At 43.2% G+C, this 26383-nt stretch carries 26 protein-coding genes; 11 read left to right on the top strand and 15 right to left on the bottom strand.

The genetic code is table 11. From position 1 onward, the window contains the following. Positions 1 to 32: 32 nt before the first annotated feature. Together kdsA and recQ are read right to left on the bottom strand one after the other, a co-directional pair. Positions 33 to 842: a 3-deoxy-8-phosphooctulonate synthase gene (gene kdsA, locus AC6H1S_RS09650; RefSeq protein WP_497563452.1), complete on the bottom strand. Its 810-nt coding sequence runs from the start codon at positions 840 to 842 to the stop codon at positions 33 to 35. A 132-nt stretch (positions 843 to 974) separates the two neighbouring features. Beyond that, positions 975 to 3164, bottom strand: coding sequence for a DNA helicase RecQ (gene recQ, locus AC6H1S_RS09655; RefSeq protein ID WP_199140345.1), 2190 nt, complete (start codon positions 3162 to 3164; stop codon positions 975 to 977). Positions 3165 to 3252: 88 nt separating this feature from the next. On the opposite strand from recQ, the gene AC6H1S_RS09660 reads away from it, so the two are divergent. The 3 genes from AC6H1S_RS09660 (at position 3253) to AC6H1S_RS09670 (ending at position 5880) form a co-directional block, all read left to right on the top strand. Then, complete coding sequence (locus tag AC6H1S_RS09660; protein ID WP_497563453.1) at positions 3253 to 4218, top strand: KpsF/GutQ family sugar-phosphate isomerase; 966 nt, start codon at positions 3253 to 3255, stop codon at positions 4216 to 4218. Between the two features lie 20 nt (positions 4219 to 4238). After that, positions 4239 to 5330: a mannose-1-phosphate guanylyltransferase gene (locus AC6H1S_RS09665; protein WP_497563454.1), complete on the top strand. Its 1092-nt coding sequence runs from the start codon at positions 4239 to 4241 to the stop codon at positions 5328 to 5330. Between the two features lie 85 nt (positions 5331 to 5415). Continuing rightward, positions 5416 to 5880 (top strand): GNAT family N-acetyltransferase, encoded by a 465-nt coding sequence (locus AC6H1S_RS09670; protein WP_199140324.1) that lies wholly within the window; start codon positions 5416 to 5418, stop codon positions 5878 to 5880. A 179-nt stretch (positions 5881 to 6059) separates the two neighbouring features. Here AC6H1S_RS09670 and rlmB read toward each other — a convergent pair whose 3' ends face one another. Then, positions 6060 to 6827 carry a 23S rRNA (guanosine(2251)-2'-O)-methyltransferase RlmB gene (gene rlmB / locus AC6H1S_RS09675; RefSeq protein ID WP_199140326.1) on the bottom strand — a complete coding sequence of 256 codons (768 nt, stop codon included), beginning with the start codon at positions 6825 to 6827 and terminating at the stop codon, positions 6060 to 6062. Positions 6828 to 7004: 177 nt separating this feature from the next. On the opposite strand from rlmB, the gene dnaB reads away from it, so the two are divergent. Next, positions 7005 to 8558 carry a replicative DNA helicase gene (gene dnaB, locus AC6H1S_RS09680; RefSeq protein WP_497563455.1) on the top strand — a complete coding sequence of 518 codons (1554 nt, stop codon included), beginning with the start codon at positions 7005 to 7007 and terminating at the stop codon, positions 8556 to 8558. 49 nt (positions 8559 to 8607) lie between these two features. Here dnaB and chrA read toward each other — a convergent pair whose 3' ends face one another. Both chrA and AC6H1S_RS09690 read right to left on the bottom strand, forming a co-directional pair. Further along, positions 8608 to 9807, bottom strand: a complete 1200-nt coding sequence (gene chrA, locus AC6H1S_RS09685) for a chromate efflux transporter (RefSeq protein ID WP_497563456.1) — start codon at positions 9805 to 9807, stop codon at positions 8608 to 8610. An 11-nt stretch (positions 9808 to 9818) separates the two neighbouring features. Then, on the bottom strand, positions 9819 to 10139 hold the full coding sequence (locus AC6H1S_RS09690) for a tetratricopeptide repeat protein (RefSeq protein ID WP_370583481.1): 321 nt from the start codon (positions 10137 to 10139) through the stop codon (positions 9819 to 9821). A gap of 134 nt (positions 10140 to 10273) precedes the next feature. Here AC6H1S_RS09690 and AC6H1S_RS09695 point away from each other — a divergent pair, with 134 nt between their 5' ends. From AC6H1S_RS09695 to AC6H1S_RS09725, 7 genes are all read left to right on the top strand, one after another. Beyond that, positions 10274 to 11011, top strand: a complete 738-nt coding sequence (locus AC6H1S_RS09695; RefSeq protein WP_497563457.1) for an electron transfer flavoprotein subunit beta/FixA family protein — start codon at positions 10274 to 10276, stop codon at positions 11009 to 11011. A gap of 66 nt (positions 11012 to 11077) precedes the next feature. Then, positions 11078 to 12046 carry an electron transfer flavoprotein subunit alpha/FixB family protein gene (locus tag AC6H1S_RS09700; protein WP_497563458.1) on the top strand — a complete coding sequence of 323 codons (969 nt, stop codon included), beginning with the start codon at positions 11078 to 11080 and terminating at the stop codon, positions 12044 to 12046. Between the two features lie 55 nt (positions 12047 to 12101). Then, a complete protein-coding gene (locus AC6H1S_RS09705; protein WP_199140339.1) occupies positions 12102 to 12719 on the top strand; it encodes a bifunctional nuclease family protein in 618 nt (205 codons plus the stop codon). Positions 12720 to 12737: 18 nt separating this feature from the next. Continuing rightward, positions 12738 to 13613, top strand: coding sequence for a TraB/GumN family protein (locus tag AC6H1S_RS09710; RefSeq protein ID WP_497563459.1), 876 nt, complete (start codon positions 12738 to 12740; stop codon positions 13611 to 13613). A gap of 127 nt (positions 13614 to 13740) precedes the next feature. After that, positions 13741 to 15123 (top strand): nucleoside permease, encoded by a 1383-nt coding sequence (locus tag AC6H1S_RS09715; protein ID WP_497563460.1) that lies wholly within the window; start codon positions 13741 to 13743, stop codon positions 15121 to 15123. Between the two features lie 16 nt (positions 15124 to 15139). Continuing rightward, positions 15140 to 16231, top strand: a complete 1092-nt coding sequence (locus AC6H1S_RS09720; RefSeq protein WP_199141859.1) for a DUF3667 domain-containing protein — start codon at positions 15140 to 15142, stop codon at positions 16229 to 16231. Positions 16232 to 16251: 20 nt separating this feature from the next. Further along, positions 16252 to 17373, top strand: a complete 1122-nt coding sequence (locus tag AC6H1S_RS09725) for a DUF3667 domain-containing protein (protein WP_497563461.1) — start codon at positions 16252 to 16254, stop codon at positions 17371 to 17373. A gap of 72 nt (positions 17374 to 17445) precedes the next feature. Here AC6H1S_RS09725 and AC6H1S_RS09730 read toward each other — a convergent pair whose 3' ends face one another. From AC6H1S_RS09730 to AC6H1S_RS09775, 10 genes are all read right to left on the bottom strand, one after another. Continuing rightward, positions 17446 to 18732, bottom strand: a complete 1287-nt coding sequence (locus AC6H1S_RS09730; protein WP_199141857.1) for a citrate synthase — start codon at positions 18730 to 18732, stop codon at positions 17446 to 17448. Between the two features lie 122 nt (positions 18733 to 18854). Continuing rightward, on the bottom strand, positions 18855 to 19391 hold the full coding sequence (locus AC6H1S_RS09735; protein ID WP_497563462.1) for a DUF3347 domain-containing protein: 537 nt from the start codon (positions 19389 to 19391) through the stop codon (positions 18855 to 18857). A 180-nt stretch (positions 19392 to 19571) separates the two neighbouring features. Next, positions 19572 to 20105, bottom strand: a complete 534-nt coding sequence (locus tag AC6H1S_RS09740) for an outer membrane beta-barrel protein (RefSeq protein WP_497563463.1) — start codon at positions 20103 to 20105, stop codon at positions 19572 to 19574. Positions 20106 to 20321: 216 nt separating this feature from the next. Next, complete coding sequence (locus AC6H1S_RS09745) at positions 20322 to 20828, bottom strand: outer membrane beta-barrel protein (protein ID WP_199140636.1); 507 nt, start codon at positions 20826 to 20828, stop codon at positions 20322 to 20324. Between the two features lie 397 nt (positions 20829 to 21225). Beyond that, positions 21226 to 22353: a DNA adenine methylase gene (locus tag AC6H1S_RS09750; RefSeq protein ID WP_497563464.1), complete on the bottom strand. Its 1128-nt coding sequence runs from the start codon at positions 22351 to 22353 to the stop codon at positions 21226 to 21228. 15 nt (positions 22354 to 22368) lie between these two features. Continuing rightward, positions 22369 to 23301: a tRNA (adenosine(37)-N6)-dimethylallyltransferase MiaA gene (gene miaA, locus AC6H1S_RS09755; protein WP_497563465.1), complete on the bottom strand. Its 933-nt coding sequence runs from the start codon at positions 23299 to 23301 to the stop codon at positions 22369 to 22371. Beyond that, positions 23302 to 24144 (bottom strand): hypothetical protein, encoded by an 843-nt coding sequence (locus AC6H1S_RS09760; RefSeq protein ID WP_497563466.1) that lies wholly within the window; start codon positions 24142 to 24144, stop codon positions 23302 to 23304. After that, complete coding sequence (locus tag AC6H1S_RS09765; protein ID WP_497563467.1) at positions 24135 to 24512, bottom strand: hypothetical protein; 378 nt, start codon at positions 24510 to 24512, stop codon at positions 24135 to 24137. Before AC6H1S_RS09765 ends, AC6H1S_RS09760 begins: the two co-directional genes overlap by 10 nt. Before the next feature lie 62 nt (positions 24513 to 24574). After that, positions 24575 to 25576, bottom strand: a complete 1002-nt coding sequence (locus AC6H1S_RS09770; RefSeq protein WP_497563468.1) for an MBL fold metallo-hydrolase — start codon at positions 25574 to 25576, stop codon at positions 24575 to 24577. Positions 25577 to 25799: 223 nt separating this feature from the next. Next, on the bottom strand, positions 25800 to 26267 hold the full coding sequence (locus AC6H1S_RS09775; protein ID WP_497563469.1) for a YMGG-like glycine zipper-containing protein: 468 nt from the start codon (positions 26265 to 26267) through the stop codon (positions 25800 to 25802). Positions 26268 to 26383 lie beyond the last annotated feature (116 nt).

Raw genomic sequence — 26383 nt, forward strand, 5'->3', positions numbered from 1 at the left:
CGATCGTTAGGAATACCGGATTGCCAAGCACTTTAAATAACCGCTTGCCTAATTCTAACCAGTTTCACCAGTAAATCTTCTAGCAATGCCAAATTGAGCATATTTGCGCCATCAGATTTGGCATTGGCCGGATCAGGATGCGTTTCGATGAACAAACCATCAGCACCTACAGCAATAGCCGCCTTGGCAATGGTGGTAATCAGCTCAGGCTTGCCACCGGTTACGCCACTGCTTTGGTTAGGTTGCTGCAAAGAGTGCGTACAATCCATGACCACCGGTACGCCAAAACCTTGCATTTCGGGCAAGCCACGATAATCTACAATCAGGTCTTGATAGCCAAAAGTATTGCCACGATCGGTTAAGATCACTCGGTTATTGCCCGAATCGTTGATTTTCTCTACAGCAAACTTCATCGAACCCGCCGAAAGGAATTGGCCTTTTTTTACGTTCACTACTTTGCCGGTTTGCGCTGCTGCAATCAGCAAATCGGTTTGCCTGCACAAAAAAGCGGGAATTTGCAGTACATCAACATAAGCGGCAGCCATAGCAGCCTCTCCGCTCTCGTGGATATCGGTTACGGTAGGCACATCGAAAGTCTTGCCTACTTTTTCCAAAATCTTCAAGGCTTTTTCATCGCCAATACCGGTAAAGGAACTGCCTTTGCTCCGGTTAGCCTTACGGTACGAACCTTTAAAAATATAGGGGATATTCAGCTTATCGGTTAGGGTTACGATCTTCTCTGCAATGCGCAGGGCAATTTCTTCGCCTTCGATAGCACAAGGGCCAGCCATTAAAAAGAAGTTGTTTGAATCTTGGTGTTTGAGTTTTTCTATTTGCAACATTAAGTTGAGTATTGAGATGTGAGATATGAGTATTGAGATGTGAGATATGAGTATTGAGATGTGAGATATGAGCATGATTTCCATCTCAAATCTGTGTCTCAAATCTCATATCTAGCGTCTCAAGTCTCCTATTTAGTTTCCTAGTTCTGACATGAATTTGATACGCATCAGTTGTATCTCTTCACGGGTATAATCATTTTCGCCCAGATCGCTCAGGGCATCGTCAATCGAATCGTTATCGGCCGCACGAAAATAATCAAATACCTCGTCTTGCCTGTCTTCATCAATGATTTCATCAACAAAGTAGGAAAGATTTAGTTTGGTTCCCGAATTCACGATGGCTTCAACCTCCTTTAAAATATCAAAATAAGTGAGGCCTTTCGAGCGGGCAATATCCTCCAAGCCAATCTGACGGTCAATATTTTGGATAATCGAAACTTTAAGTGCCGATTTATTGGCTTGGGTTTTAATGACTAAGTCAATCGGTCTTTCGATATCATTATCGTCCACATATTTTTTAATGAGCTCGATAAAAGGTGCGCCAAATTTGAGTGCCTTGCCATTGCCTACTCCCGAAATCTGTTTCAGCTCATCCATGGCAATCGGATAATGCGTACACATTTCTTCCAGCGACGGATCTTGGAACACCACAAAAGGCGGTACGTTTTTCTGCTTGGCAATTTTCTTGCGCAGGTCTTTCAGCAAGCCCAGCAGCTGCGTATCCAATGCACCCGTCCCTTGTTTTACCTCCTCTTCATCGTCTTCGCTTGCATTATCCAACTGCTCGTTGAGGATAAATTTGAGGCTATACGGGTTTTCTATAAAATCCTTGCCTATTTTAGTAAGGTGCAACAATCCGTAGTTGTCAATATCCTTGGCTACAAAATTGTTCAGTACGGCTTGCCTGATCAGCGATTTCCACAACAGTTCGCCATCTTCTTTGCCCTGTCCAAATTCGGGCAGCTTGTTTTGCTCGTATGCAATGGTTTGGGCCGTTTCGTTGCCCATAAAGATATTGAGCAAATGCGCATCGTCAAATTTCTGTCCGGTGCTCTCGATCAGTTTCAACAAGGTAAGCAAATGCGTTTCGGCTTCGAATTGTTGTTTGGGCTTCTTGCAGTTGTCGCACATGCAGTTACAACCGGTTTCGTTAAAGTTTTCGCCAAAGTAATGCAGGATCTGCTTACGGCGGCAAACGCCCGATTCGGCATAATCGATTACTTCTTTGAGTATCTGGGTACCAATTTCGCGTTCAGATACCGGCTTGTCTTTCATAAACTTGGCCAGCTTATCAACGTCTTTTTGCGCATAAAAGGCAATACAAACGCCTTCTCCTCCATCACGACCGGCCCTACCTGTTTCCTGGTAGTAGCCTTCCATGCTTTTCGGAATATCATGGTGGATCACAAAACGCACATCAGGCTTATCGATCCCCATACCAAAGGCAATGGTAGCCACAATCACTTCTACATCCTCCATCAGGAACTTGTCCTGGGTTTCGGCACGCACTTTGGGCTCTAAACCAGCGTGGTAAGGCAAGGCTTTGATGCCGTTAAGATTCAAGCTTTCCGCTACTTCCTCTACCTTTTTGCGGCTCAGGCAGTAAATAATGCCCGATTTACCGGTATTGTACTTGATGTAGCGGATCATTTCCTTGATTACGTCGCGCTTAGGACGGATTTCATAAAAAAGGTTAGGCCTGTTAAACGACGACTTGAACAAGGTTGCATCCGTCATTTGCAGGTTTTTGATAATGTCTTGCTGTACTTTTGGCGTGGCGGTGGCTGTTAGCGCAATAATCGGGATTTCTTCTCCCAAGCCTGTAATCACCTGTCTGATTTTTCGGTACTCGGGCCTAAAATCGTGGCCCCATTCCGAAATACAGTGGGCTTCGTCAACCGCCACAAAAGAAATTTTGAGCAAACGCAAAAACTCTACGTTTTCCTGTTTGGCCAATGATTCTGGGGCTACATATAATAATTTGGTCTGTCCGTTCAGCAAATCGCTTTTTACCTGGGTAATTTCGGTTTTGTTGAGAGAAGAATTCAGAAAATGCGCAATACTATCGCTGCCACCAAAGGCCCTCAACTGATCCACCTGGTTTTTCATCAGGGCAATCAGTGGCGAAATCACGATGGCGGTACCCTCGCTCATTAAAGCCGGCAACTGGTAGCAAATTGATTTGCCTCCGCCCGTAGGCATGATTACAAATGTGTTTTTGCCTTCTAAGATATTGGTAATAATGGGTTCCTGATCTCCCTTAAAATTGTCGAAACCGAAAAAAGTTTGCAGGTTATCAAACAACGACTTTTTCACGTCCATTTTTTGTGTCAAATATTCTGTGCTATTATTGTTCAAAATAACATAATTTTGCAGTAATTGAAAGCATTAATATACTAATAAATTCTCTTTGAAAAGTAAAAAATCGATTATCGAAATAGCTGTTTCAACACTTAAGTTAGAATCAGATGCCATTTTAAACCTTTTACAACACGTTAACGAAGATTTTGTAAAGATTGTTGACCTGATTTTAGAGAGTAAAGGAAGGGTAATTGTTACAGGAATAGGCAAAAGCGCCATCATTGCCCAAAAAATTGTTGCAACATTTAATTCTACGGGAACTCCTGCTATCTTCATGCACGCCGCCGATGCCGTACACGGCGACCTGGGCATGATCCAAAAAGACGATATCGTGATGTGCCTTTCCAAAAGTGGCAACACGCCCGAAATCAAGCTATTGGCTCCCTTGTTAAAACAGTCGGGCAATGTGTTGATCGGCATGCTAGGTTCGGTGGATTCTGATTTGGCCAAACAGGCAGACCTTATCCTTAATACCAGCGTAGAAAAAGAAGCCTGTCCGCATAATTTGGCTCCAACCACCAGTACTACGGCACAGTTAGCTATGGGCGATGCCCTGGCCATCTGCTTATTGGAAGCCAGGGAATTCAACACCGAAGATTTTGCGCGTTACCATCCCGGTGGCTCACTGGGCAAGCGTTTGTACCTCAAGGCCGGAGATCTGGCGCTTAAAAACGAAAAACCAAGCATTTCGCCTTCGGCATCTGTAAAAGATGTCATTATTGAAATTAGCAAAAACCGTTTGGGCGCCGTTGTTGTTATTGCCGATGACAATATCTTGGGTGTGATCACCGATGGCGATATCAGAAGGATGTTAGAAAAGCATACCAACATCGAAAACATTACGGCCGCCGACCTGATGAACCGCAATCCCAAGAAAATTGACAAAAACGAATTGGCCCTGCTTGCTTTAGAGGTAATCAAAAAGAACAACATTACGCAATTGCTCGTTACCGAAAACGGGCATTATTATGGAATGATACATTTACATGACCTTTTGCAGGAAGGAATTATTTAATTAAAGTCTATCTTAGCTACATGAATAAAAACAACTACGCATTAATCATGGCTGGTGGCGTTGGTAGCCGTTTTTGGCCAGTCAGCAGAACCGAATTCCCTAAACAGTTCATTGATTTTTTCGGCGTAGGAAAAACGCTTATTCAAAGTACTTACGATCGATTTTTACAGATATGTCCAGCGGAAAACATATTTATCGTAACCAACGAGCTTTATGTAGACCTGATCAAGGAACAGTTGCCTGCCTTAAGCGAGAACCAGATTTTGGCAGAACCCATTATGCGCAATACGGCACCCTGCATTGCCTATGGATCGATGAAGATCGCCGAACTCAATCCTGATGCCGTCATCGTAGTAGCCCCGTCCGACCATACCATAGCCAACCAAAAGGAATTTGTGCGGGCCATCGAACAATCGATGGAGGCCGCTGCCCAAAACAAATGCCTCATCACGCTAGGCATTAAGCCCAACAGGCCCGATACCGGCTATGGATATATCCAATACATCGACGAAGTGTTGGAAAGCGACGGCAGCATTCACAAAGTGAAAACCTTTACAGAGAAGCCCAATTTAGAACTGGCGCAGTCGTTTATTCAAAGCGGCGATTTTCTCTGGAATGCAGGCATTTTCATCTGGTCGGCCAAAGCCATTGCCAGTGCTTTCGAAAAGCATTTGCCCGATATGCACGACATTTTTAAACAGGGTACGCCTTTTTACAATACCGCCAACGAAATTACCTTTATCGCCAATGCCTACCTGCAGTGCACCAATATTTCGATCGATTTCGGAATCATGGAAAAAGCAGACAATGTGTATGTACTGCCTGCCGATTTTGGCTGGTCTGACCTGGGCACTTGGGCCTCTATTTACGAAATGGCCGAAAAAGATTATGTAGGCAACGCCGTAATCCCTTCTAAACAGGTCATGATGTTCGATTCATCCAACTGCATGGTCAATGTGCCTGAAGAAAAACTCGTGATTTTACAGGGCCTGCACAACTACATTGTGGTCGAGGCGAACAACACTTTGCTCATCTGCCCGCGTTCGGAAGAACAAAATGTAAAAAACATTGTGGCCGACGTCAAAGCGAAATTTGCCAATAAGTTTATTTAGCATTTTAACCTCAGCGTATTCGCTAAGTGCTTTCGCCACTTTTGTCTTCAAGGTTAGGAATGCGCTTAACATTTAACATGATCAAATGGAAAACCAGCTCGTTATTAAACCCGCTAGCTTGGACGATGTAGCTACTTTACAACTTTTTGAACAGCAAGTAATTGCAGCCGAGAGACCTTTTACCAATAACATCAGGCCCGAAAAAGTATATTACTACGACCTTAAAACCTTAATAGAAAGCGAAAATAGCCATTTGGTAATTGGTTACCTCAAGGGTATTGCAGTAGCCAGTGGGTACATCAGAATTGAAAAATCCAAGCCCCAGCACCAACCCGACTACTACGCCTACTTGGGTTTTATGTACGTAGATCCGGCTCATCGTGGCAAGGGACTGAACAGCCAGATTTTAAACCATTTAAAAAACTGGGCAAAAGAAAGAAACATTTCCAAGCTTAAGCTAGAGGTTTATGCTGAAAACCAAAACGCCATTAATGCCTACAAAAAATTCGGCTTTAACAACCATATGCTCGAAATGGTGATGGATGTCTAGATGGAAGGTGGAGTTGGCAGTTTTCAGCTTACAGTTGGCAATGATCAGTTAACCGCAAAAAAACGAAACGCTTAACTCCTTAGCCAGCGTTCAACTCAATATTAAGGCATTCCGTACAACAGCCCCTTTGCTGCTCTTAGACGTATAAGGTGGTAAAAATCCAACCCAAAGAAACCTCACTAAACCGTTCGCTGCCTCACTGCTTCGTACAAAATCACTCCAGCTGCCACTGATACGTTTAATGATTCTATTTTACCTGCCATCGGGATTTTGGCCAAATGGTTGGCTACCCTTAACAAGTCGTTAGCAATCCCCTCATCTTCCGACCCCATGATAATCGCTGTTGGCAAGGTATAATCGGGCACATAAATCAGATCGTTGGTTTTTTCGGTACAAGCCACCAGCTGCAGGCCACTATCCTGCAAAAACAAACAGGTTTTATGCAGATTCGAATGCCTGCAAATCGGAATGCTGAACAATGCCCCTGCTGAAGTCTTTATCGCATCGGCATTGATTTGGGCCGCATTTTTTAAAGGCACTACAATGGCATGCACCCCCACGCAGGCCGCCGTACGGGCAATAGCCCCCATGTTGCGCACATCGGTCACGCTATCGAGCACCAAAATGAGCGGCGTCTCCCCTTTTTCGAAAATAGCGGGAATAAGGTCTTCTATGTTCTGGTAAGTTATTGGCGAAATTACCGCAATCACCCCTTGGTGATTTTTGGTGGTCATTCTGTTCAATTTTTCGATCGGAACCGAGCTTAGCGGAATAAGCGATCCAATAAGCAACGACTTAAGCTCCAGGAACAAAGGACCGCTCAAGCCTCGCTGCACGTAAATGGTTTCTATATCACGGCCAGCCTTGATGGCTTCGATAACGGCCCTTATGCCAAATACGAATTCGTTGTTTTCTTTTGCTCTTTGCGGTCTTCTAAAATTGTCCATAGTGATTAATAAAGGCACAAAAGTACGCTAAATAAATGAATCGGCGCCGGGCTTATCCACAATAAATTGTTCAAAAATAATTTAGGCAAAAAAATCAACATATTTAGCTTCAACTTGTTAACAAACAACTGAAAACTTGTACAAACAAAAGGCAAAGTTTTGTCTATTTTTGTTGCTATGAGTCTCGATAACGAATCACAAGGTCAGGGGAAATTTTCAACTTCGGCAAGAAAAAACAGGTTTACAACACCATCGGTAAGTACAATGGGCAAAATACCACCACAGGCTACCGATTTGGAAGAAGCCGTTTTAGGTGCTTTGATGCTGGAAAAAGATGCACTTTCAACCGTAATCGACATCCTGAAGCCTGAGGTTTTTTATCACGAGGCCCACAAAAAGATTTTCGAAGCCATCCAAACGCTTTTCCAAAAGTCGAAACCGGTTGATATATTGACCGTAACAACAGAAATGCGCCAAAATGGAACACTAGAACTTGTTGGCGGTGCATTTTACATTACCAATTTAACCAATCGTGTGGCCTCTTCGGCCAATATCGAGTTCCACGCCCGTATCATTTCGCAAAAATACATCCAGCGCGAACTGATCAGGATTTCTACCGATATCATTACCAATGCCTACGAAGATACCACCGATATTTTCGATTTGCTGGACCAGGCCGAGAAAGGCCTTTTTGATATTGCCCAAAACAACTTGCGCAGAGATACGCAAAAAATGGACGAGATCATCAAGCAGTCTTTGGCTACTTTAGAAGAGTTGCGTACCAAAACCGATGGTTTAACCGGCGTACCTTCGGGCTTTACCGATCTGGACAGGATTACCGGTGGCTGGCAAAAATCGGATTTGGTGATTATTGCGGCAAGGCCGGCAATGGGTAAAACAGCCTTTGTATTGAGCTGTGCCCGTAATGCTACCGTCGAGTTTAAAAAGCCCGCCGTAGTTTTCTCGCTAGAGATGTCGTCGGTACAGTTGGTTAATCGTTTGATTTCTGGCGAAACCGAGATCGAACAAGAGAAAATCAGGAAAGGAAACCTGGCCGAATGGGAATGGCAGCAGCTGCACAGCAAAATTGGCAGTTTAAGCGAAGCCCCTCTCCTCATCGACGATACTCCAGCACTGAATATTTTCGAATTCCGCGCCAAATGCCGTAGGCTCAAATCGCAATACGATATCCAAATGATTATTATCGATTATTTGCAGTTGATGCACGGTAAAGGCGAAGGCGGCGGTAACCGCGAGCAGGAAATTGGCAGTATTTCGAGGGCACTTAAATCGGTAGCCAAAGAATTGGACGTACCGGTATTGGCGCTTTCGCAGCTGAGCCGTGCCGTGGAGAGCAGACCTGGACCAAACGGCAAAAGGCCAATGCTATCCGATTTGCGTGAATCGGGATCTATTGAGCAGGATGCCGATATGGTACTTTTCTTGTACAGACCAGAGTATTACGGCATTACCGAAGACGAAAACGGCAGATCGATGGCAGGCGTGGGCGAAGTAATCATTGCCAAGCACCGTAATGGTGAAACCGGTATCGTACCGCTTCGCTTTATCGGTAAATACGTGAAATTTGCCGATTTGGAAGACAGTTTTGCGCCTCCGAGCAGTTTCTCCGACAGCATGGCGCCATCACAAAACTTTGATAAACCAGCTGGCAACGTAATCATCAGGCCTTCGAGCATGAACGACATGCACGACGACGAACCGCCTTTCTAGCAACTAGCCATGGATTAAAAGATTTTTTCTTCGATCCTTAGAAAAGACATTAGATAAAATACCCCAGTACAATCCCTACCAGCACAATAATCGGCGGGCTTATCTTGGTAAAATTGAGCACCAAAAAGGTTCCTATCAAGATAGAAATAGGCAATGCGTTAAATCCGACCGGCTTGACCAGCAACATAAAAGCGGCGATAATAAAGCCCACACTTACGGCATTAATGCCCGAAAGCGAATGCTTAATGCGGCCTATCTTCTTTAAATCGTCCCAAAAGGGAACAATAAACAACACCAAGATCAATCCAGGCAAATTAATGCCCAGCACGGCCAATACGCCACCCAAAGCCTGTCCGGTTACGCCATAATGGCCATGCTTCATGCTCAGGGCGCCCAGATAGCTCGTAAACGAAAATGTTGGCCCTGGCAAAACCTGTTGCAAGGCATAGCCCGAAATAAAATCAGATTGCAGCAGGTAATGTTTCGACTGTACAAATTCCGTAAACATCAAAGGCACCAGAACCTGTCCGCCGCCAAACACAAAAATACCGTTACGGTAAAAGTTCTCGAACAGCCTAATCGGCAAACTGAACGGCGACGTACGGTTAATAATGGCACCTAGCAGGGCCATAAACACCATAAAACCAATAAAATAAGTCAGTTTGCGTGGATTGATATTTGATAATAACCTTACCCTGATTTGGGTTTCTTCACTTGGCGTACCAATAGCCGACGAAACCATGCCGCCAATTAAAATGGCCATCGGAAAAACATAGGCGTTTCTCAATACCAGGGTAGCCACCACTGCCGAAAAGGCCAAAAATACAGACAGCTCTGTAGTTAGCACTTTTTTGGCCAAGTTAAAAGCCCCATAGGCCACAATGCCCAGGGCAATGGGATGGATATATTTGAGGATTTCGACAAATTGCTGCTTTTGATCCAGAAAGCCATAACTAATAGCCGCCAAGGTCATGATGGCTGCCGAGGGCAAAATCCAGATCAAAAAGGAAATGATGGCCAGTTTTAGCCCGCCTACTTTATAGGCAATGCCCACCAATGTTTGCGTAGAGGCCGGCCCGGGCAGTACTTGGGCCAAGGCATTGAGTTCCAGGAGCTCTTCTTCGGTAATGTATTGGGTGTTTTTAACAAAATAGCGCAACAAGAGCGAAATATGTGCCTGGGCGCCACCAAAGGCGGTAAAGGTGAAAACAATTACACTCCTTAAAAATAAAAGTTGCCTTTTTGCCAATGTATGTTCAGTTAATCATCTTCGTAATCAAGACCTGCCGCGCTGTTGTAGGCGCCTTGCAGCTCCGAAAGTGCATGCATATCGCGTTTGCTCCTTGCCGTTTGCATCCCCTGCTGATAAATGGCTATCGCCTTGTCTTTTTCTCCCTGTTTTTCGTACAGCTTGCCCAGGTGGTAATAGGTACCAACATAGCTCGGATGTTCGTTTACCAGTTTCAGGTAATAGAAAAAAGCATTTTCTATGTCATTTTGTGAGTTATACTCGGTAGCCAAAGCGTATAATATAAAGCTGTCGTTAGGTTCCTGCTCTAAAAATTCCAATAACTTGGTCAAACGCGCGTTTTGCATTTTAAATCCCTGCTTTTTTAATTAGATTTGCAAAAAGACAATTTAAAGAATCTATACTTCGCTAATTGTAAAAATCTGGCTAAATATAGGTTCATTACCCTTAAAACAAATGTAAACGTATGAAAATATTAGTTTGTATCAGTAACGTGCCCGACACCACTACAAAAATAACTTTTACTAACGATAATACACAATTCAATACCGCAGGCGTACAGTTTATTGTCAACCCTTACGACGAGATTGCACTGTCGAGAGCCATAGAACTTTGCGAAGGTGGCAAGGGTACCGTAACCGTTATTAATGTAGGCGAAAGTGCTACAGAACCTACAATTAGAAAGGCATTGGCCATTGGAGCCGACGATGCAGTAAGGATAAACGCGGCACCCAGAGATGCTTATTTCACCGCATTTCAGATTGCCGAATATGCCAAGAGTAACGAATTTGATATGATTTTGTGTGGCAGGGAGTCTATCGATTACAATGGATCTCAAGTAGCGGCCATGATCGGCGAGTTTTTAGATATCCCTTCTATTTCTATCATTAAGAAATTAGATTACGACGGCACTACGGCCACCCTAGAGCGCGAAATTGAAGGCGGCAAGGAAGTACTGAGCGTAAGTGGCAAATTTGTAGCCAGTTGCGCAGAGGGCACGGCCGAAGCCAAAATCCCTAACATGAGAGGCATCATGTCGGCCAGAACCAAGCCTTTGCAAGTGGTAGAAGCCAAAGAAATCGAAGAACTGGGCAAAGTAACCAAGTTTGAAACCCCTGCTCCTCGCGGCGCGGTAAAATTAATTCCGGCCGAAAATGCCGAAGAATTAATCGCTTTGTTGCACTCCGAAGCCAAAGTTATCTAAACCACGCCTAATTAACTGAATTATAACATTTAAAATTAATCTCCAAGAGATTTCAACCATAACACTATGTCAGTATTAGTATATGTAGAACACGCCGACGGCAAATTCAAAAAATCTGTTTACGAAGCGGTATCTTATGCCAAAGCGATTGCTAACCAACAAAACACCAACCTTACCGCCATTTCTATTGGCAATGTAGCCGAAAGCGAATTGAAGGAACTGGGCAAATATGGCGCAAGCAAGGTTTTGAATGTAACTGCCGATCAGTTGAAAAACTTTGTTAACCAAGCTTACGGCGCTGTTATCGCCGAAGCGGCCAAAAAAGAAAATGCCGACATTGTGGTATTATCCAACTCTTTTTCAGGCAAGGGGTTAGCGCCTAGAATTGCAGTAAAGCTTCAAGCCGGATTAATTGATGGCGCAGTAGAGCTGCCAAATTTTGACGGTGGCTTTTCGGTAAAGAAAACCGCTTTCTCGGGCAAGGCTTTTGCCATTACCACCTTAACTTCGGCCAATAAGATTATCGCTTTAAATCCGAACGCATTTGGCATAAAAGAAAATCCCGTGGATGCCGCCATCGAAGCCTATAGCCCGGCAATCAAGCCTACAGACCTGACTGCTATAGTGAAGGAAATCGTAAGGGCAACCGATAAAGTATCGTTACCTGATGCCGAATTGGTGGTATCGGGTGGCCGTGGCTTAAAAGGTCCTGAAAACTGGGGAATGATCGAAGAACTGGCCGATTTGTTGGGCGCCGCTACCGCTTGTTCTAAGCCCGTTTCTGATGCCGATTGGAGGCCACATTCTGAACACGTAGGCCAAACCGGTATTGCCATCAGTCCTAACTTGTACATCGCCATTGGCATTTCTGGCGCTATCCAGCACTTGGCAGGCGTAAGTTCTTCAAAAGTGATCGTGGTCATCAATAAAGATCCAGAAGCGCCGTTCTTCAAAGTGGCCGACTATGGTATTGTAGGCGATGCCTTTGAAGTGGTGCCCAAAATTATTGCTGCATTGAAAGCCCATAAAGGATAACATTAAATAAAAGAACCTAACAGGCTTGCAAAAAGCTTGTTAGGTTTGTTTATATATGAAAAAAGTAAAACTTGATATTGTTGGTTTGTCTTATAGCCAAACCCAGTCTGGAGCTTATGCATTGGTGCTTGGCGAGGTGAACGGACGCAGGCGGTTGCCGATTATTATTGGTGCTTTTGAGGCACAGGCCATTGCCATCGAAATCGAAAAGATGACCCCTACCCGCCCGTTAACGCACGACCTGTTCAAATCGTTTGCCCAGGCTTACCAAGTAGAAATTACCGAAATCATTATTTATAACCTGGTCGACGGCGTTTTCTTTGCCAAACTGATCTGTACAGATGGTAAAACCACTCAAGAAATTGATGCGCGTACTTCTGATGCCATCGCCTTGGCCGTCAGGTTCAATGCGGCTATTTATACCTATGAGTTTATCCTTTCTTCGGCAGGAATTGTAATTGAAGGAAACGATTTTCTCTTTCTCGAAAACATGGATTCGATTGCCAAGGAACACAGTTCTGAAGATGTGCCCACTTCCATTCCGAATGCCGGAGGCTACCATTCGCTAAGCTTGGAAGAACTGCAGCAGAAACTGGAAGAAGCTTTGGCCGAAGAAGCCTATGAAAAAGCAGCCCGAATCAGGGACGAAATCAACAAGAGAAACAGCCAGTAACATCCCCATATTTTCCTCATGAAAAATATCGTTGCCGGCATTGCAATCTTTCTCTTTTGGTTTTTACCGGCTTCAGCGCAAAACAATCCGCATACTTTATTATGGGAGGTCTCCAAAAAGGGACAAACCAACAAATCGTATTTGTTTGGTACTTTTCATGAGGTTAATCCCGATTTTTTCGATTCCATTAAAATCGCAAATGAATACTTGATAAAAAGCAAACTCCTGTTGGTAGAAGCCTACGAGCCAAACATCAATGGCGAACGGAAAACACCCATATGTACTTGGAACAAAGCCAAATGGGATTCCTTGCTCAACACTACGCAACAAGAAAAATTCGATGCCTATACCAAAAGCATGTACGGCGACGAAGAAATGTATAAATCTTCTCCTCAACTACTGACTTTCTTATTGTTACGAAACTATTTTCAGGGCATTTGCGATACGGTAAACAGAAAATCTTTTGAAGTAATGGACAATCGGATTATCGATATTGCGCTAAAAAGTAAATTGGAAGTGAAAGGTTTGGAGATGAATCAGATCAACATGATCAATACTAGCTTTAAAACAGATATTGCTTTGTCTGATACATCGAGTACGAACATGATCCTCAAGCTGATGGATTACATCAGCACCGCCAATACCCGCACCGAAATTGCCAAAGTGCTATTTGACTACAAGAAATTCGATGTCGACTACCACTTCCAGGTCATCTCAGATTCAACTGAACAGTTTCTCACTGCAAGAAATAACAATTGGATGAAAGCCATTCCAGATTACTTGACTGCTAAACCTTGCTTTATAGCCGTTGGCTTTAGGCATTTGACGTTAAAAAACGGGTTAATTCAGCAATTACGAAAATTAGGCTACACCGTTGAACCTGTTAAAATCTAACTCAAAAACACACTACACTATTGAATACGCCTTTTCTTTTTCGACAAATTTTAGCTGCATTGTAGCTAATGTTTTAAAATAATTATAACTTACAGCTAATTTAAAACTAAGCAACTAAACCGTATTTATGAATATTAAAATTCGTTTGACCATAATGAGTTTTTTCCAATTTTTTGTGTGGGCGGCCTGGCTCATTACCATTGGAAACTATTGGTTCGGCACCAAACAATGGGCTGGCGCTGATTTTGGGATCATTTTCTCTACCATGGGGATTTCCTCGCTCTTTATGCCAACCATTACGGGTATTATTGCCGACAAATGGCTCAATGCCGAAAAACTATATGCCATTCTGCATATTCTTTATGCCGGAGCCATGTTTTACCTTCCACAGGTAAACGACCCGCATACCTTTTTCTGGATCATACTCATTGCCATGTGCTTCTATATGCCAACCATTGCATTAAGCAATTCCATATCCTATACTACGCTCAAATCGGGTGGCCTCGATGTGGTCAAAGATTTTCCGCCCATCCGTGTTTGGGGTACCATTGGCTTTATTGTGGCTATGTGGATCACCAATCTTACCGGCAATAAAGCTAGCGTAAACCAGTTTTACATTGCAGGTATCAGCGCCTTGGCATTGGGCATCTATTCGTTTTCCCTGCCTAAATGTCCGCCTCAAAGAACCAGTGAAAAAAAATCATTTGTCCAAAAGATCGGCTTGGAAGCCTTCAAATTGTTTGGCACCTATAAAATGGCTGTTTTCTTTATCTTTTCGATGTTTCTGGGTGGCGCTTTGCAATTGACCAACGCTTATGGCGACGTATTTTTAGATGAATTTAAGATGTTTCCTGCCTATGCAGAGTCGTTCGTAATCAAGTACTCGACCATCATTTTGTCGATTTCGCAGATTTCTGAAACCCTATTCATCTTGGCCATTCCATTCTTTTTAAAACGTTATGGCATCAAAAAGGTAATGGTAATAGCAATGGTAGCTTGGGTATTCAGGTTTGGTTTGTTTGCCTATGGCAACCCAACAGGTGGACTTTGGATGATTATCCTATCGTGCATTGTATACGGCATGGCCTTCGATTTCTTTAACATTTCGGGTTCTTTGTTTGTAGAAAGCTCAACAACCGCTAAAACGCGTTCTTCTGCACAAGGCCTGTTCATGATGATGACCAATGGCTTCGGTGCCATTTTGGGCAGCTTGGTTTCGGGCTGGATGATCCAGAAGTACTTTACCACCAGCTTCACCGCCGTTCAGCCTTTGGCCAATCTGGTAGGCTCCGATGTCAAGGATTCGCATTTGATCCAATTCTTAAAAAACCAAGGTATCGAAGTGCTTGCCAACGGTAACCTGAGCAAAGCCATTGAAGTAAAAAACTGGCATGACATCTGGCTTTCATTTACCATTTATGCCTTAGTAATTACCGTGCTGTTTGTCATCTTCTTTAAACATAAACATACCAAAGCCGAGGCCAAAGTAATCGAAGCCATTACCCACTAATATCCCTACCCAGCAGATGTCATCCGTAAAACTCAGAAAAGAAAAAGACTGTTTAAATTGTGGCCATATTGTAGAAGAGCATTTCTGCCCGCATTGCGGCCAGGAAAACATTGTGGTCAAGGAAGATGCCTTTCACATGGTCTCCCATGCCATAGCAGATTATTTTCACTTTGAGCATAAGTTTTTCAAGACCCTAAAACCGCTATTGCTTAAACCGGGCCAGCTGACCAAGGAATACGTAGCCGGCAAAAGGGTTTCGTTTATCCACCCTATCCGTCTGTATATTTTTGTCAGTATTGTTTTCTTCCTGTTTATTTTAGGGGGAGGCGAAAAGGAGAAAAAAGAGCCGGCACCCAAAAAAGCAACGGCTACAGTGCCACTCAGCAAAAAAGACAGCCTGCAAAAAGATAAATTAAAGGCAGTTGAAGATGCCATCCAGTACGTTCCGATGAATGCGAGCATAAAAGACAGCATCATGAAGGAAGCCAAAAAGAATATTGATGCCGATAAAGACGAAAATATCGAAATCAACCTCGACGAAGGCAGAAAAAAGGGGAAATGGGGATTTTCCAAATTGTCTGGAAAAGACTCTACCGTAGCCGACTACGAAAAACACCAAGCGGCCCTGCCAGCTGCAAAGAGAGACGGCTTTATCAAGCACTATTTTGTAAAAAGAAGCATAGAGCTGAACCAATATGAAGATCCGCAAAAGAAATTCATGGAGGATCTGATGCATAACATTCCTAAAATGATGTTCTTGTTGTTGCCTATGTTTGCGCTGATCCTCAAACTGGTCTACATCAACAAGAACAAATACTATTACGAACACCTCATTTATTCCTTTCACCTGCATTCGGCTATTTTTCTGAGTGTCCTGATTACGATGCTGCTTAGGTGGCTGTTCGGCTTTGTTTACGACATCAGTGGCTGGCTGGAATTTGGTTGCACCATCTATATCATCTGGTATGTATACCGCTCGTTGCGTACCTTCTACAACAGCAGCAGATGGATAACGGTGCTCAAAATATTCTTCTTAAGCTTCTGTTATACTTTTGTATTTACCCTTTGTTTCTTGATCATTATAGCTGTTAGCTTTGCTATGGCTTAATACTCCTTAAATAACGTTAAATGTCTGCCGGAAAATATAGAAAAGATCATACCTGCCTCAACTGTGGCTTCCATGTAGAAGAACATTACTGCAGCAGATGCGGGCAAGCCAACCTGGAACTCAAGGAAAATTTATGGCATTTCATTACCCATAGCATTGCCCACTATTTCCATTTCGACAACAAGTTTTTCAAGACGCTGAGTCCCCTGCTTACCAAGCCGGGACAGGTAACGCTCGATTATTTGGCTGGCAAACGGGCCAGGTACATCAACCCGGTAAACATGTACATCTTTGTGTCGATTATTTATTTTTTGGTCGCCTATTCGCCAAAACGACACGAAAAGCCCGAAGCGGAAACACAAACCGAAAAAGCCATTGGGGAGAACGACAATACCGTCGACAGCATCAACAATGTATTGGCCGATGCCGGTCTTGACAAAGCTATTGGTAAAAAGGCAACCCAAACCATTGCGGCACAACTGGAGCGGGAACAATTCAGGAAAATGAGTTTCAAAAACCAGGAATTTGTGTTGCAAAGACTTGACTCGCAATACAAAGCGAACAAATCAGATGTGCTGGCCAAAACAATCGACAAATACAAGGAAATACACACCGTACGCAACGATAGCACCTACGAAGCCTACCTGGCGCGCCAAAACAAGCTTCCCCTGCTACAGCGCGACGGCTGGTTTCAGCGCTTCGTTAAAAAGAGAAGCATCGGCATTGGCGAGAACTCTGAGCTCATTAACGAAAAACTCGAACACAACAGGCCCAAGCAGTACTTTTTGCTGATGCCTTTGATGGCGCTTTTTATCATGGTCAATTTTAGGAAGAACCATATTTATTACATGGACCACCTCATTTTTACCATCCATGGCATGACGGCGTTCTTTTTGATCTCTATCATTACGCAAACCTTAACCAAATACATCTTCGGACCACATTCAACCATCAGCGATTTGATCAACGTAGCCATGCTGGGCTGGATCTTGTGGTATATGTACAAGGCCCTCACGTTATTTTACCAAAGAAAGCGCAAAACCACCATTTGGCGGATGATCTGGATTTTTGTACTTTATGGCATTTCCATTAAAATTACGGAGGTTATCATCGTCAACGTGATCTACTACCTGGCCATGTAATTGGCTGGTACCAAAAATCAAAAAGGCCGATGCAAATTGCATCGGCCTTTTTGATGGATCTATTTCTCGATTTTATCTTTTGTCGATTGGTACAAACTCCATGTTCACGTCGCCTACGTATACTTGGCGCGGACGGCCGATTGGCTCTTTGTTTTCGTGCATTTCTTTCCACTGCGCAATCCATCCCGGTAAACGACCCAAGGCAAACAATACGGTAAACATATCGGTTGGGAAGCCTAAAGCCCTGTAGATAATGCCCGAATAGAAATCTACGTTAGGGTAAAGCTTGCGGTCGATGAAGTAAGGATCGTTCAGGGCTGCCTCTTCCAGTTTTTTGGCAATTTCCAGTACCGGATCGTTGATGCCTAATTTCTCCAGGATATCGTCGCAGGCCTTTTTAATGATTCTTGCCCTAGGATCGAAGTTTTTATAAACGCGGTGTCCAAAGCCCATCATACGGAAAGGATCGTTTTTGTCTTTGGCTTTATTGATCCATTTTTCGGTATCGCCACCGTCGGCTTTAATCAGTTCTAGCATTTCGATTACCGCCTGGTTGGCCCCGCCATGCAACGGACCCCAAAGCGCCGAAATACCAGCTGATATCGAAGCGTAAAGGTTACAATCAGAAGAACCTACCATCCTAACCGTAGAGGCCGAACAGTTTTGTTCGTGGTCTGCGTGCAAAATAAGCAGGGTATTCATGGCGCTTACTACCACAGGATCGATTTCTACGTCTTCTGTGCGCTGACCAAAAATCATGTGCAGGAAGTTGGTTACATAATCGAACTTGTTTTTAGGGTAGATCAGCGGATGGCCTAACGATTTTTTATAGATGAAAGACACAATAGTTGGGAACTTGGCCAGCAACTTGATCATGGTCAGGTTCATTTCCTCTTTAGATGAGTTGGCGTTAAGCGACTCGGGGTAGAAAGTAGACAACGAACAAACCAACGAAGCCAACTGAGCCATCGGATGCGATTTAGACGGATAGCCGTCTAAGAATTTTTTCATATCCTCATGGATCAGGGTGTGTCTGCTGATCTGCTTTTGGAAATCTTCCAGTTCTTCTTTTTTAGGCAAAACACCATAAATCAACAAATAGGCTACTTCCAAAAAAGTAGATTTTTCCGCCAATTGCTCAATCGGGTAGCCACGGTATTTCAAAATGCCTTCTTCGCCATCCAAAAAAGTAATGGCACTTTTGGTAGAACCTGTGTTCTTATAACCTAAATCTAAAGTAATGTGACCTGTAAGGTCTCTTAATTTTGAAATATCGATGGCCTTCTCTCCTTCGGTTCCAGTAATAACCGGAAATTCGTAGGTCTTACCGTCTATCTTAATTTCTGCAATAGCTGACATATATCTTATAATTTATAAATAACAAAAATAGTTAATCTGAATTTAAATTGAGGGTTCCTAACCTAACAAAACTGTTAAGTTATTGTTAATTTAGGCCAAAAACCAAGGTTTTTACACTGAAATTATTTGGTTTTGATTTCTTCGGTTACCGCACCGCACTCCAACATTTCGCTGCCATAGTATGGATTTTGGATTTTCTTTTCAGACGAAAGCCAATCTCCCCCATCGCCTTTGTTGGCCATAGGGCAATGCTGTACAAAAATGGTTCCTTTGGTCAATGCGGCATGCTTAAACAAGGCGATAACGTCTGAACTCAGAGCCGTAAACTCTTTCCGCTGGACAACAATATCTTTGGCATCGGCAATTTTTTGGGCCGTTACGGCTGTATTCTCGCAACCATTAAAGGTTTTTAACGAGCCTGCCAGCTTTTGCGCGGCTGTTTGGGCATCAGTCATTTTAGTGGCTACCAAAGCATCTTTCAATACGATATAGTCATGATAGATATCCTGTAGCTTTGCATCTTTGAAAGTGATGGTGGCCGCAGTAGCTACGGCAACTGTTTTGGCTGTGCTGTCTTTGGTGGTAGTGCCTGATGAATTGGTATTGGTTTGGCAAGCCGCCAATACCATAAGGGCTGCAACCCCGAAATAATTTCTCATCTGATGTTTCTATTTGGTTAACGATTACACCATGTTTTGTTGGAAACAGAGGCGTAATTGCATAGATTTTGTTTTTTGCTCAAAATAGCATTTATAATTCTAAAATAGCAAAAAAGCCTTCAAAATTTTGAAGGCTTGACTTTTAAATTAGATTTTAATTAAAATGAGATTAGAAAACGGCTACAATTTGAAATTATAGCCTAAACTAAGTGCGTATTGGCCGGTTTTCATAAAGTAGAGAGATGACGAACTATCGTTGACGTAACCTTCATATCTTGCAGCAATATCAAAGCCCTTGGCAAATTCATAGCCCAAGCCTCCCGTATAAATGAAATTCATTTTGGCGCCATCCTTAATGGCTAAACCAGTGCCCAAACCTGTACTTAGGTACATTCTTTCGATGGCAAATACCTTAACGCCGCCCATTAAAGGAATAAAAGAAAAGTCTAAAGGACTGTTTTTCCATTTAAGCTTGGTATAGCCACCCGAAGCCGTTAATGCCACATTTTTGCTCAAATCGTACTGCAAACGCAAGCTGCCGCCAAAGCCATAATCCATTTCAGATTGATCAGGAAACAAACCTCCAAATGCACCTACTCCTATCTTAAACGCCATACCGTTACCCTGATTTGTAGTTTCTTGGGCTTTAGCTGTAAAAGCAAGTACCAATGTGGCTATTGCCGTGATCGCGAACAGTTTTGTAATTGTTTTCATGTTGTTTTTGTTAAGGTTGATCGATTAGTTGATTACCCTTATTTACGTAGCCCAGCAACAAATGGTTTTTGGATAGCTCAAACAAATCAATATTCAAGCCTTAAGACATGTTGCTTTTTTGTGAATTGCAAGCAAAATCCTGCTTACTTTCCCGAAAATTTTAGCCAAAAAAAAGCCCCGATGAATTCATCGGGGCTTTTTTTTTAAGACGGTTTCTTACAATTTAAAGCCATAAGCCAAACGCAAACCTACGTAGCCAATGCTTCCGTTGTTAGAATAGCCTTCATATTTCAAGCCAAGGTCTAAACCATTGCTCCAAGCATAGCCAACAGCTGGCGAGTAAACAAATGCAGTACCACCACCTGAAGTTGTGCTAAATCCAGCACCAGCTTCGGCTAAACCGTAAGCGCCAGCACCGCTATCGTTGAAGAAATATTTAAGACCAGCTTTAACTGGAATAAATCCAAAGCTGCCACCACCATAAGTGTCTTTTAACGAGAAATTAGTGTAACCAGCAGTAATTGGAACCGACAATTGTTTGTCGATGTCGAACTGATAACGCAAATCGCCACCAATAGCGAAGCTATAACCAGTTGTAGTTGGAATACCAACATTTAAACCGATGCCGAATTTTGGAGCTGATTGCGCATTAACATGAGTACTTGTGAAGAATAAAGCCAGTGCAGCTACTGCAGAAGCTAAAAATTTTGTAGAATTTTTCATTGTTAAAAATACTTTGGTTAAGTTTTGTTGTGGACAGCCTTTATTGGCCGTCTACTCAAATTTAAACAAATTGTGTGCCACATGACAAAACCAAATTTTGAATAGTTAATAACATATTAACATTCTTGCAAGGCATTTGTTCGTAGCAAATGTAATTAGATAGTATCATGAGTACTATAAGTTAAGCACACCTCATGAAAACCAATACAATTAACTGAAAATTAAACAAATACAATCTACACGAAAAAATCAGAAAGGCTTGCGATAACTGGCCAAAACCCGCCAATGCAATTGTTAAGGAAATGTAAATTATGATTTTTGCTTGTTTTGGAGCCCCTCGGCAATACCTTTACCAGCCACGGATTCTTGCTTGCCGACCAGTTTAACAGGCAAAAAACTAATAATTGGTAATAATCAGGTGCGTTACTGCCCTTTTGTTTCTGCCTCTTACATTATAACTATAACGCTTATTGAAATTTACAATTTTTATTTGAGGATGGGTATAGATTTTTCGGATAAATCCAGTCTCCTTGATAACCACCATCCACTTGGCCTTGCAACCTATTAAAAAATTGGCCAGTCGCTCCTGATCGTATGGTGTAAAGGCATTTTGGTCGTACTCCGAAAATTCGCTGTCGTATGGCGGATCCAGGAAAATAAAATCGCTGGGCATTAAATCCAGTCCATTTAAAAAAGACTCGAAATCGTCGTTGGCTATTTTCGTGGCTTCAAACAACCCGGCAGTTTCTTTGCTGAAAATATGCTGGATTTTCTGATGCAGGTTCTTTTTATTATACGCGATGCCTCCATACGGGATGTTAAACTCGCCTTTGGCATTAAACCTGAACATGGCTCCATAGCAAAGCTCGCGCACAAAATACCAATTGGCCACAGCCTTGGCCATCGGCAAGTTTAAAGTTTGCTTATAATATTGATTTAATAGCTTTCTGAAAAATAGATAAGTGCCGCTCCTTAATCCCGTTTCGAAATGCACGGCCAATTCTGAGGCACTAAACTGGCGATGCTCTCTTTGCTCAATCCGTTTAATGCGCTTAGCCTTATCGGTTAAGCTGTTTAAGAGAATGCTTCGAAATCCTTCGGCATCTATCAAAAAAAACTTGTCGGTGAGCAGACCGTTTTCAGCAAGTTGTTTCGTCAAAGTCTCTTCAAGCCATTGTTGCAACTCGTTTATGGGCAAATCCGTATGGATAAACCTCGTAAAAATCTCTCCGCAACGCTCCCAAAGCTGTGCCGATAATTTGGCCAAAGCAGTCCAGGCATCGGCATATCTAATAAGCTCGGCTTTGAAATCTTGCTGTCCAAGCTGCCGGTAAAAATTAACGAGGTCGGCACTCTTATCATTAATGAAGGCGGGAACACGGGGTTGCAAGGCGAAAAACACGCCTCCCCCTCCAAAAAAAGGCTCAACATAGCGTTCAAATTCAGGGATGTGGTGGGCAAACAGGGCAAATTCCTTATACTTACCTCCCGTCCATTTGATCAGTGGCCTCATTTTTTTGTTCATGGAGCGAATATGCGATTATTTTGAATTAAACGCCATAAATAAATCGACAACTTCCTTTTGGAGTTGGGCTGTCCCTTTTTCGGCCTTCAGCCAATGGATATTTACGCCGTCCTTCTCCATTTTCCTGAAAAAAGTCATCTGCCTTTTGGCAAACTGGCAAATTGCAGTTCCCAGCCTCTCCTGCAGGGTGGCCAAATCCATTTCGCCTTGCAGATAAGCACCTACGAACTTATATTCAAGCCCATAAAAAGAAAGCATTGCTGCCGATACGCCATCGTGGAGCAGGCCTTCAACCTCTGCAATCAGTCCATGGTTTAGCCGCAGTTGCAAGCGGTCTATAATCCTATTCCTCCGCAATGCGACCTCGCTATCCAAACCAATAACCAAAGGCTTAAGCATTGGCCTGGACCGCCGCGGCAAAGGGTTATTTTGGAGATAGTCGGCAATTTCTATCGCCCTGATCAGTCTCTTGGCCGACGAATAATCAGCCTGGGCTCTTAAACTTTCGGGGTATTGGTTAATTCTAGCTTGCAATTCGGCTTTGGACAAGGGCAAAAGCGCAGTTCGCAGCGCTTCGTTAACCGGAACAGCGGTCAGTTCGTGGTTTTGCAACAAACTATGGATATACATGCCGGTACCGCCACACAAAACAGGCAAATGCCTACGTTGAACAATATGCGCCAAGGCCTGGTAAAAATCATCCTTAAAAGCATTGACCTGGTATTTTTCGCCAGCGTTTTTGATGTCTATTAAATGATAAGGAATATGATTTCCGTTGATTTGGTATTCGTTAAGGTCTTTTCCCGTACCAATATCCATTCCTTTAAAAACCTGCCTGCTATCAGCACTGATGATTTCGCCGTTTAACCGGTCGGCTACCGCAACAGCCAATTTGGTTTTGCCAGAAGCCGTTGGCCCCAAAATGATCAATAATGGATGTGCCTGCATTTAAAAGTAAAGGTAATATTTTAAGTTGCCCGTGTTAAATAACTTGATATAGCCGTTAAAAGCCAAAAAATCGTCCAAATTTAAGTCTTTTTGAGCTTCAAAATCCAATACGATTTTGGCGGGCAGGCGATGCGGAAAATACCTGACCAGTGTTGAGCTGTTTACGTACAAATAGGCAGGTTCGGTTTCGTTGGCATAACTAAACCCTAGTTTATCGTAGCCCTTGCCCAGCGACCAATCTCTGTCTGCATAGGTCATCAGGTCGTTTAATTTGAGCTGTTTGGTAAAATGCCTGATCAGCTTGCTCAAACCACCTGCAATGGTTAGTCCGTTGGCCGAGGCAAACCTAACCAGCTCTGCCGATTGGTAAGCAACTCCTTTTGACTTCATGGGCCTTGCGCTACTAAAGCTTGCTACAGCCAACAATTCATCATGATAAGTTAAACCATAATGGTATTTGGCATGGATATAGCCTTGCAAATGATGCATATCTAAAAAGCGCTGAGCGGTTTTCGAATCGATTTCAACGATTTGGGACTGCCTGCCATGATAAATCTGGTTTAAACCGAGAAAAGACCTGACGCGCATCAGTACTTGCGCCCTCCTGGCCAACCAAACATCTTCCCACAAATGCACCAACTGCTTGCCTTCTTGTTGGTATTGAAACTGCAAGGCGATTAGCTCTTTGGGTTCAAACTGATTTGTTAAAGACACCAAATGAATAAAAAACTGCCCGTTGCACTGCAAAATACAGTAAGGTGCCGGGTGCAGCCATTTGATATCGTGTTGAAATGCCTGTACAGTTAAAAAAACATCTTCCTGCCAAAACGGATTTAAACCCACCCTTTTTGTTTATAAAGCGTAAAACCTGTTTCGAGGGCATTTACAAGGTGATTTAATAATTCGTCGCTTAACTTGGTGACATGGAAGCACGATTTGCCTTTGAGCAACTTAAGCAGATCGGGCTGCAACAATTTTTTTAGCTCAGGTTCGATATAAACCGGCATAAAATAAAAACCAACACTATTCTTCAAGATGCAGACACTGACAAAAAATACCTCATCGTACTTTTTGCCCGCTATCTCCACCTCCTGCTCGCTCCAAAGTTCATAAACTGAATCGGTATTGTTTCGAACGGCGAAACCTTTGGCCGCATAAGGCTGCAACGAAGCCCTAATGGTTTGGAATATTTCGACAAGATCGGTTTTCATGGTCTATGGTTTAGCTTTTTTTAACAAACACTAATTTAGGGGCAATTGTTCATTTAAACAATTTATAATTCTTTCCACCAAGCTGTCTGCGGTTTGCTTTGCAGGTTAAAGGTTTGTCCTAATTGTGGCGTAACCAATTGCACACCCAGCTCGTCGGCTTTGGCCTTTACTCTTTTAATCGGATCGTCCCAATCGTGGAGAGCCAATTTGAATTTGCCCCAATGTACCGGCAGCAAACATTGCGCACCAAGATCGATACTGGCCTGTACCACTTCTTCGGGAAACATATGGATATAGGGCCACATGTCATTATATTGGCCACATTCGAGAATAGCCAGGTCAAAAGGCCCATAAGTTTGTCCGATGTTCTTGAAATGGGTATCATAGCCCGAGTCTCCTCCCAAATAAAGCTGCTGGGTCTTGGTTTTAAGTATAAAAGACGACCATAGGGTTTGGTTACGCTTAAATTTTCGTCCGGTAAAATGCCTGGCGGGCGCTGCAGTAAAGCGTAGCCCCATCAGCTCGGCGGTCTCGCCCCAAGCCAATTCGGTTAATTGGCCGGGCTTGATGCCCCATCGCTCTAAATGGCTGCCTGCGCCCAAAGAAGTTATAAAATGCTTGGTTTTGTCTTTTAGCTTTAAAATCGTTCCGTAATCCAAATGGTCGTAATGATCGTGCGTAATCAGCACGATATCCAAAGGTGGCAGGTCTTCGGCCTTGATAAAACCGGTGCCCGGAAAGTTTTGGGTACCGATGAACTGAAAAGGCGACGTTCTGGCACTGAAAACAGGATCGACCAACAAATTCAGACCATCTACCTGGATCAGGTATGACGAATGCCCAAACCAGGTAATTTTGAACGATTCTGAAGCCGAAAAGTCTGGAACAAGTGGCGAAATAGCCCTTGGAGGCACACCATTCGTATTGCCTTTGATTACTTTAGACAGCATTTGCCACCATGAAACATCTTCTGGCTTGGTTGGTGTTGGCGAAAGATTTTCGATAGCCCCACGGCCATAATTAGGCAGTTGCCTTAGTTTTTCGGGTCGCTTTCCCTTTGGCAAACGCCCAAAAACTGGGAGTTGGAGTACGAAGCAAATAAATATAACAAGCGTTAAAACGACAATAAGCAGCAGATACATGTTGGTCGGTTTGAAATTACATGCAATGATAGATACAATTTCATTAGGGTACAATGTCAGGATGGTTAGCGCAATGTCTTTTTTTTTATTCACAAAAAAGCCCAGTTCTTTTACAAACTGGGCTTTAACATAGCTAGATAATATATTATTGTTTTTTCTGTACCCTGCCGCTTTTTCTGTCTTCGGCCCTACCAATGGCATAACCGGCACCTGCACCTGCCAAACCACCGATAATAGCGCCCCTGGCATTGTTTTTATCAATCAAAATACCGCCTAAAGCGCCAACACCTGCACCAATAGCTGTACCTTTGGCCGCATCGCTCCAGCCTTTTTTCTTGGCTGCGGCAGTGGTTCCGGCCGACGAGGTAGTGGTGGTGCCGCTAGACGAGTAGCTGGTTGTGGCACTTCTTCTGGCCGCGGCCAATTCTGCCTGGTGTTTTTCTTCGATCAGGCGTTGCTTATTGGCTTCTTCCACCCTTTTAAAACTATCTAATTTTAAGCTGTCTTTTACGGCAGCGATGGCCTGCTGTTTGGCCAATGCCTCTTCTTTGGCCCTATTGCCACAAGAAGCTAAAACTGTTGCCAAAGCAACTATTGCGATTATCCTTTTCATAATATTTAGATTTAATTTATACCCAACTAATGAAAAAATGATGCCAAAACAGAAACCGAGGCAACGCCAATTCAAAAAATACAGGCTCAATTCCATTCAAAAACAGCAACAAGGGC

Source organism: Pedobacter sp. TM02 (assembly GCF_059705275.1).